Here is a 6,980-nt window from a genome sequence, read left to right on the forward strand (position 1 = left end):
CAGGCATTGGTTTCACCCTTGGCAACTCAATGCTGATTATTGCAGGTTCGCTCGTTGGTTCATCCGGTGCGATTTTGTCTTACATCATGTGTAAAGCCATGAACCGCTCATTACTTAACGTCTTATTTGGCGGTATGGGTACAGGCGCTGTAGCAGCGGGCGCTGATGATGGCGCACCGAAGAACTACAAAGCTGGTTCGGCAGAAGATGCGGGCTTCTTAATGGCCAATGCAAGCAGTGTTGTGATCGTACCGGGTTATGGTATGGCACAGGGCCGTGCACAGAATGCGGTAAAAGAATTGTACGAGCTGCTAAAAGAAGAAGGCGTGAATGTACGCTTTGCCATTCATCCAGTGGCGGGTCGTATGCCAGGACACATGAACGTACTATTGGCTGAAGCCGATGTACCTTACGATGATATTTTAGAGATGGATGAGATTAACTCGGACTTCGCGAGTACAGATGTGGTGTTGGTTATCGGTGCGAACGACGTGGTAAACCCTTCTGCAAAAGATGATCCAACCTCACCAATCTTTGGTATGCCGATTCTTGAAGTGACCAAAGCGCAAACGGTCATGGTCATCAAGCGTTCAATGAACACAGGTTATGCAGGGCTTGATAACAGTCTGTTCTATATGGACAAAACCATGATGATCTTTGGTGATGCCAAGAAAATGGTTGAAGAGATGGTTCGCAGTATCAATGGCGCAGGTCATTAATCTCTGACTTATACTTTTAAATATACGCTTTTCAATAAAAAAGTCACTGAGGTGGCTTTTTTTGCGTTAGAGTGTGCGGCATTTATGGCCGAGATGGCATTACCGAATATTATCGCCAATGATAAATATAATGAAATAAAATTAGAGAATTTTTTATGAATATGTTACTGCGTTTTTTTATTATGGTCAGTTTGCTCAAACAACAGCTCAAGCAGCAATCGACGAGTGAGACAATTAGTATAGAGTCATTGATGGCACCTACTGTTCGCCATTATCGAGTACTACCACACGACATGGGGTTTCGCGATCACTTACCAAACTATCGCTACTTGTCATTTATTGAACTAAATGTCACTCGCTGGGTAATGAAGCACTGCCATGAAAAAGGTATCAAACCTCTAAATTGGGTCATTGCCATGCAAGAGATGGTTTATCTAAAACAGATAAAGTTTTTGGATAAACTGACGCTGAGTAGTGTCGTGGCAGGGTGGGATCACAAATATGTGTATTTTGAGCATCACTTCTTTGTAAAAAACCAGCTTATGGGTGTTGGCATGACCAAGTTTGTTTTTACTGATAACAAAGGCATGCGTACGCCAGAAGTGCTGGATATGACGGGCGAGCGGTTAACGGATATCATTACTACTTGGAACGCACACCAAGTCGCCATTAAGTCAAACAAGTCAAACAAGTCAGCTTGAGAAATAGTATGGCAAAATAGCAGAGTAAAACAACTTGGCTATAATCCTTTGGTGAATTTTGGTAGGATAGCGCTTATCAAGGCGACGTTATCAAAACGAACGCATCGTCTTTTAAACGACTGGTTTTAACACTGCTAAAAAAAGGTACCGTTATGATTCCACAAAAACTAAAATGGACAGACAGCTTAGATATCGCTATTGAGCTTTATGAGAAATTCCCAGAGACTGATCCACAGTACATACGCTTTACCGACTTGCATCGCTGGGTGACTGAACTTGAAGGCTTTGACGATGATCCTCAGAAGTCAAATGAAGGCATCTTAGAGGCCATTCAGATGAATTGGATTGATGAAGCAGATTAATTGACTTTATTATTTTAGATATTGCATCAAAAAATTTATGAAATAAAAATCAAATCAAAAAACACAAAAGGCTGAATCATGACATTAGAAGTTAAAGAGCTATCAGAAGCGATAGCGTGCAATGGTATTAGCGTTCGTACTACCAATAACGCTGAGATCAGCGAAGATACGGCCAAACTGGGTCGTTTATGGCAAAAGTTTTACCAAAACCATGCCAGTGATCTGCCTAAAGGCGACGACATTTATGGTGTCTATCATAACTATGAGAGCGAGGATTTGGTCGGTGCTTTTGACGTGGTTGCCAGTTGGAAAGTAGTCAGTGAGCAAGAGCCATCAGACAGTGACAATATCGCTAAGGCTGCAAACCTAGTAACAGTAGATATTCCTGCAGGAAAGTATTTGGTATTCTCTGAGCAAGGTAGAATGCCATACACAGTGATGAATGCTTGGGAAAAGGCTTGGACTTATTTTAATGATCGCAGCTGTGAGCACACTCGAACTTTTGATGTCGATTTTGAGCATTATATTGATGGTAATCTAGAATATGGTCAAGTGGATGTCTATATTGGTATAGAATAAAACCAACATAAAATAGATTCGTTAAAGCGATAAAAAGCGCCAAGTCTGATAGCAGACTTGGCGCTTTTTTTAGTGATAATAAGAAGTTAATCTAAAAGTAAGTTCTCTAAAATACCTTCATAAATCTGTGCTAGTTTGCCCAAGTCATCGACTTCTACTTTTTCATCAACCTGATGGATAGTGGCATTACGCACACCTAGCTCAACCACTTGTGCACCCGTTGGCGCGATAAAGCGTCCATCAGACGTACCACCAGAAGTAGATAGGGTGGTATCAACATCAGTTACTGATTTAATCGCTTTTTGACAGGCAGAAACCAGCTTCCCTTCAGGGGTCAAAAACGGCTGACCAGACAATTTCCAATTGATAGCATAGTCTGCCTTACTATCTGCAAAGTGTTTGTCAAAGATAGCCTGCGTTTTTGCTTTTAGCTCATCTTCAGTGGTTTCGGTAGAAAAGCGAAAGTTAAAAACTGCCTCGAGCGTTTCAGGGATGACGTTGGTCGCGCCCGTGCCACTATTGATATTTGAGATTTGCAGTGATGTCGCAGGGAAGTAGTCATTGCCATTATCCCAAGTCGCTGAGGTCAATTCTGTCAAAGCTGACATCGCAGCATGGATAGGGTTACAGGCCAAATGTGGATAGGCCACATGACCTTGTTTACCAGTGACAGTAAGCTCTGCGCCTAGTGAGCCGCGACGACCATTTTTGATAATATCGCCCAGAGTATCAGTACTTGATGGTTCACCAACTAAGCAATAGGTGATCTTTTCTTGACGCGCTTCTAAGGTCTCGATGACTTTGACTGTGCCATTGATTGATGGGCCTTCCTCATCTGAGGTAATCAAAAAAGCAATCGAACCCTTGTGTTCAGGGTGATTGGCGACAAAACGTTCTGCTGCGACAGTAAAGGCGGCAATACCTGTTTTCATGTCAGAGGCACCGCGTGCCCATAGATACCCATCAGCAATGGTCGGGGTAAACGGTGGGTAAGTCCAGTTTTTTTCATCACCGGTTGGTACAACATCGGTATGACCCGCAAAACAAATCACAGGATCAGTCGTGCCGCGACGCGCCCATAAGTTTTTGACTTCAGCGTGTTCGCCTTTTGCCTGTCTATCACCATAATACATAAACTCACAGTCAAAGCCTGCTTGTTCCAATCGCTCCGATAGTGTGTCTTGGCAACCATCATCATCTGGCGTGACAGAAGGGCGCTCTAACAGGGCAATACTTAAGTCCAGTGTTTCTTGTTGATGAGTCGCTTGTTGAGAAACGCTTACTTGGTTATGAGAGTCAGACATGGATAAGCCTTTTGTATAATAAATTAAAATGGTAAATATAAATGAATAATAGAAGGTAAGTGCTAAATAACTACTTCAACAAAGGGTACAAGACCGTCACGGCGCATCCAAGTAGCGATAGAGTAGCGTTGACGATGTGCAATTTGCACTTGATGGCGTAAGTCACTGTCAAAAATGACCAGTCTATTGGCAACTGGCATGACCTCATGGTGGATACCATACTTATCGACAACTTCTAGCGCACCGCCGTCAGTTGTTTCCCAGTCATCATTGAGATAAAACACCGCCGAGATTACACGTTCATCACGCCCAGCAGGATTGTCGCTGTGCCATTGATAGCCAAAGCCAATCGGGTAGCAAGCATAATGCGCTTCACTATGACGAATACCTGCAAACAAACTACGATTGACTAGGGCGGCCAGCTCATTGATACTTTGCAGATAAAAAAAGCCTGCAAAGAAGTTTTCAGTGATCCAACGTATCTTGTCACCGCGAATATCACTGATGCGAACACCAGCGGTCAGCGCAGCATCACGATAGTCAATAAAGCCGCTTTCTGCTTGTAGTGCTAATAGTGCAGTACTATTAAACACATCATCAATGATGAGCCAACCGTTAATGACGAATGTATCAAGCTGTTGGTCCGTTAGCTTGTCTTCCCAGCTGACTGCAAAATCAGACATTTGCAGGACATGTTGAGTGAGCGTTTCTTGGCTATTGTTATAAACGTCTGGCAGCAGTAATGGGGGATTATCCTGACCTATCGGCTGATCGACGACCAACTCTGTCACATTAAGGTTGCTAATAATCTGCGTCATTTCATCTCATTATTATCAATCAGCTGTCAATAAATCATCATTGAATGCGTTTTTATTGAAAGCACTTACCAAAACCACATTATCTTTTACTCTGCCTATGCTACCATAGATGCAATTTTTCTTATTTAAACTTTTGAGATTATGAACTATAAACATGCCTACCACGCTGGTAACTTTGCTGATGTGGTCAAACACATTTTATTGATACAACTGCTTAATCAACTGGGGCAAAAAAACAAGCCTTTTTATGTGCTTGACGCTTACGGTGGACGCGGACTTTATTCACTAAGCAGTGAAGAAGCGCGCAAGACAGGTGAGGCCAAAGGTGGCATCCAAGCATTACTGAATGCTGATACTGAGAAAGCACCTGCTGCTGTCAAACAGTATATGGAAGGTATCAAGCAAGCTCGATTTACTTATGACAATAAAGTCTATCCTGGCTCTCCTTGGTGGATTGCTCATCATATTGAACAAAACCCAGATGCAGGGGTTCGCGGTGAAGCATTTGAAGCTAAAGCCAGCGAATACGATGCACTGAACTATCAGCTACACAAACTACCTATTGGTATCCATCACCGTGATGCCTTTGAAGGTATTACGGCGGTCATTCCACCAAAAGAAAAACGTGGCCTGATTTTTCTTGATCCTCCTTATGAGCAAGAGCACAAAGACTTTACCCGTCTTATCAACTTATTAGTAGATTCTTACAATAAATGGCCACAAGGCACCTATGCGCTTTGGTTCCCTATTAAGAATATCGAAGCCGTTGAATTGTTCTACAAAAAACTGAAGCGTACCGAAATGCGTCGTCAGTTGGTGTGTGAATTAAATATCTATCCAAATGATGTTGCTGTTGGCCTTAATGGAACAGGTCTGCTGGTTATCAATCCGCCATGGCAGTTTGATAATCACGCACGTGAGATCGTTCGTTTCTTGCAGCCTGCATTAAAAGTGGCTGATGCGCCAGACTTGACACCTGACAGCGCAACCAATGTGCGCTGGCTCGTTGGCGAATAATTAGCCCAATCAGCAGTAAGGTCAATAGAATAGGGTCAATGAATAGTAATGTCGGCCAATAAGGATATTAAGATGACCAATACACCACCATCCTCAGGTCAACCAAACCATGTGTCCTCAAAGGATACGGCTTTCAATGATGGATTGCTGCAAGACAGTGCGGCAACCCAGCCACCATTCATGGATGAGCATGAGTTTAATATTCGCCTAGCGGATAATGACAGCTACGATGGTTTGACCTTTGAGGTGATAGAGGCGGAAGTGGCCGAAGGTCAGCGTGTGGTCAGTCGCGGTGTGTATTTAGCACCTAACTTGATCACGACTTTGTCGTTACTGTCAGGCTTTTACTCGATTTTGGCCAGTACGCAAGGCGAGTTTTACAAAGCTTCTTTGGCCATCTTTTTATCGGCTATTCTCGATGGGGCAGATGGGCGCGTGGCACGAATGCTCAATGCTCAAAGCCCATTCGGTGAGCAATACGACTCTCTAGCAGATATGCTTGCCTTTGGCGTTGCGCCTGCTATTTTGATTTATAGCTTTGCTCTAGAACCATTGGGTCGTATTGGTCTTGGCTGTGCATTTGTATTTACTGCTTGTGGGGCTTTTCGCCTAGCGCGCTTTAATGTCCAAGTCGGTATTGTCGATAAGAAATACTTCGTTGGTCTAGCAAGTCCGTTGGCAGCTATACTGGTGACGTCTGCTGTGATGGTTGCTATCGATCATAACGAGTGGATTGGTCAGTACGATACAGCAGTCATGCTGTTGTTTGCTGCTTGGGTCGTTACTTGTGGCTTACTCATGGTCAGTAACGTCAAGTACTATAGCTTTAAAGAGTTTGATAAAAAGAAAGTGCCTTTTGTCGTGCTTATCATTGGTGTACTTGTCATGAGTATCGTGCTTTATGACATACCTGTTGGCATCTTGGCCATTGGTATTATCTATGCGCTCTCAGGTATCGTTACGACGGTTAAGACAAAAATTAACGGTTAAAACTACTTTTAGTAATCATTTAAAGGAGCTTACCGTCAGGTAAGCTCCTTTTTTATGTCTTATATATTTATGACGGACTCATGATGTATAAAGAGATGCAGTTTGTATAAATCAATACTATTATGTAAGAGCGATATCCTAAACAAGCACATATCAGCATCCAACTGAAGTAGAAATAGCGCAGCCATTTCACTAATTTACCTTAATCACCAAGTTTATTTGAATAAAGATGAATTACCTCTTGACTCTGACTTTAAACCGTCTATAATACGCCCTCATCAAGACGGACTGGCAGTAACTGATGTGTGATTACACATTAATAACCTAGTTAACCTGATGAAACTATTTATAAAACAGCTTGACAATCCCAATCATTATGATAAGATAGTCGGCTCGCTAGATAGCTTAACCCGTAAGGGATTGAGGCTAAACAGCAAGAGAATTACCCTATATATCAGTTACTGGACGACAGTGATTGAGCACTATTTAA

Annotated in this window: 8 protein-coding genes; 6 read left to right on the forward strand and 2 right to left on the reverse strand. The window is 42.7% G+C overall.

Annotated features, from left to right (window positions below; translation table 11 throughout):
- The 4 genes from I6E86_RS13500 to I6E86_RS13515 form a co-directional block, all read left to right on the forward strand.
- Positions 1–719 (forward strand): NAD(P)(+) transhydrogenase (Re/Si-specific) subunit beta (locus tag I6E86_RS13500; protein ID WP_197177901.1); only part of this gene is annotated, 719 nt, incomplete at its 5' end.
- Positions 720–874: 155 nt separating this feature from the next.
- Complete coding sequence (locus I6E86_RS13505; RefSeq protein WP_197177902.1) at positions 875–1,420, forward strand: acyl-CoA thioesterase; 546 nt, start codon at positions 875–877, stop codon at positions 1,418–1,420.
- Between the two features lie 152 nt (positions 1,421–1,572).
- Positions 1,573–1,782 (forward strand): Fe-S cluster assembly protein IscX, encoded by a 210-nt coding sequence (gene iscX / locus I6E86_RS13510; protein WP_010196865.1) that lies wholly within the window; start codon positions 1,573–1,575, stop codon positions 1,780–1,782.
- Between the two features lie 78 nt (positions 1,783–1,860).
- Positions 1,861–2,361: a GyrI-like domain-containing protein gene (locus tag I6E86_RS13515; RefSeq protein ID WP_197177903.1), complete on the forward strand. Its 501-nt coding sequence runs from the start codon at positions 1,861–1,863 to the stop codon at positions 2,359–2,361.
- Positions 2,362–2,447: 86 nt separating this feature from the next.
- On the opposite strand, the gene dapE is transcribed toward I6E86_RS13515, so the two are convergent.
- Both dapE and I6E86_RS13525 read right to left on the reverse strand, forming a co-directional pair.
- The gene (gene dapE / locus I6E86_RS13520; protein WP_197177904.1) at positions 2,448–3,665 is read right to left on the reverse strand and encodes a succinyl-diaminopimelate desuccinylase; all 1,218 of its coding nucleotides are present in this window, start codon (positions 3,663–3,665) and stop codon (positions 2,448–2,450) included.
- A 62-nt stretch (positions 3,666–3,727) separates the two neighbouring features.
- Positions 3,728–4,483, reverse strand: coding sequence for a 2OG-Fe(II) oxygenase (locus I6E86_RS13525; RefSeq protein WP_197177905.1), 756 nt, complete (start codon positions 4,481–4,483; stop codon positions 3,728–3,730).
- Positions 4,484–4,624: 141 nt separating this feature from the next.
- Here I6E86_RS13525 and I6E86_RS13530 point away from each other — a divergent pair, with 141 nt between their 5' ends.
- Both I6E86_RS13530 and pssA read left to right on the forward strand, forming a co-directional pair.
- Positions 4,625–5,500, forward strand: a complete 876-nt coding sequence (locus I6E86_RS13530) for a 23S rRNA (adenine(2030)-N(6))-methyltransferase RlmJ (protein ID WP_197177906.1) — start codon at positions 4,625–4,627, stop codon at positions 5,498–5,500.
- A 180-nt stretch (positions 5,501–5,680) separates the two neighbouring features.
- A complete protein-coding gene (gene pssA / locus I6E86_RS13535) occupies positions 5,681–6,490 on the forward strand; it encodes a CDP-diacylglycerol--serine O-phosphatidyltransferase (protein ID WP_197177907.1) in 810 nt (269 codons plus the stop codon).
- The last annotated feature ends 490 nt before the right edge of the window (positions 6,491–6,980 follow it).

This window comes from Psychrobacter sp. SWN149 (assembly GCF_015864565.1).
Lineage (GTDB): Bacteria > Pseudomonadota > Gammaproteobacteria > Pseudomonadales > Moraxellaceae > Psychrobacter.

Excerpts from the sequence above, each read along its gene's own strand:
- I6E86_RS13505 (WP_197177902.1), top strand. The coding sequence starts at position 875 with ATGAATATGTTACTGCGTTTTTTTATTATGGTCAGTTTGCTCAAACAA.
- iscX (WP_010196865.1), top strand. The coding sequence starts at position 1,573 with ATGATTCCACAAAAACTAAAATGGACAGACAGCTTAGATATCGCTATT.
- I6E86_RS13515 (WP_197177903.1), top strand. The coding sequence starts at position 1,861 with ATGACATTAGAAGTTAAAGAGCTATCAGAAGCGATAGCGTGCAATGGT.
- dapE (WP_197177904.1), bottom strand. The coding sequence starts at position 3,665 with ATGTCTGACTCTCATAACCAAGTAAGCGTTTCTCAACAAGCGACTCAT.
- I6E86_RS13525 (WP_197177905.1), bottom strand. The coding sequence starts at position 4,483 with ATGACGCAGATTATTAGCAACCTTAATGTGACAGAGTTGGTCGTCGAT.
- I6E86_RS13530 (WP_197177906.1), top strand. The coding sequence starts at position 4,625 with ATGAACTATAAACATGCCTACCACGCTGGTAACTTTGCTGATGTGGTC.
- pssA (WP_197177907.1), top strand. The coding sequence starts at position 5,681 with ATGGATGAGCATGAGTTTAATATTCGCCTAGCGGATAATGACAGCTAC.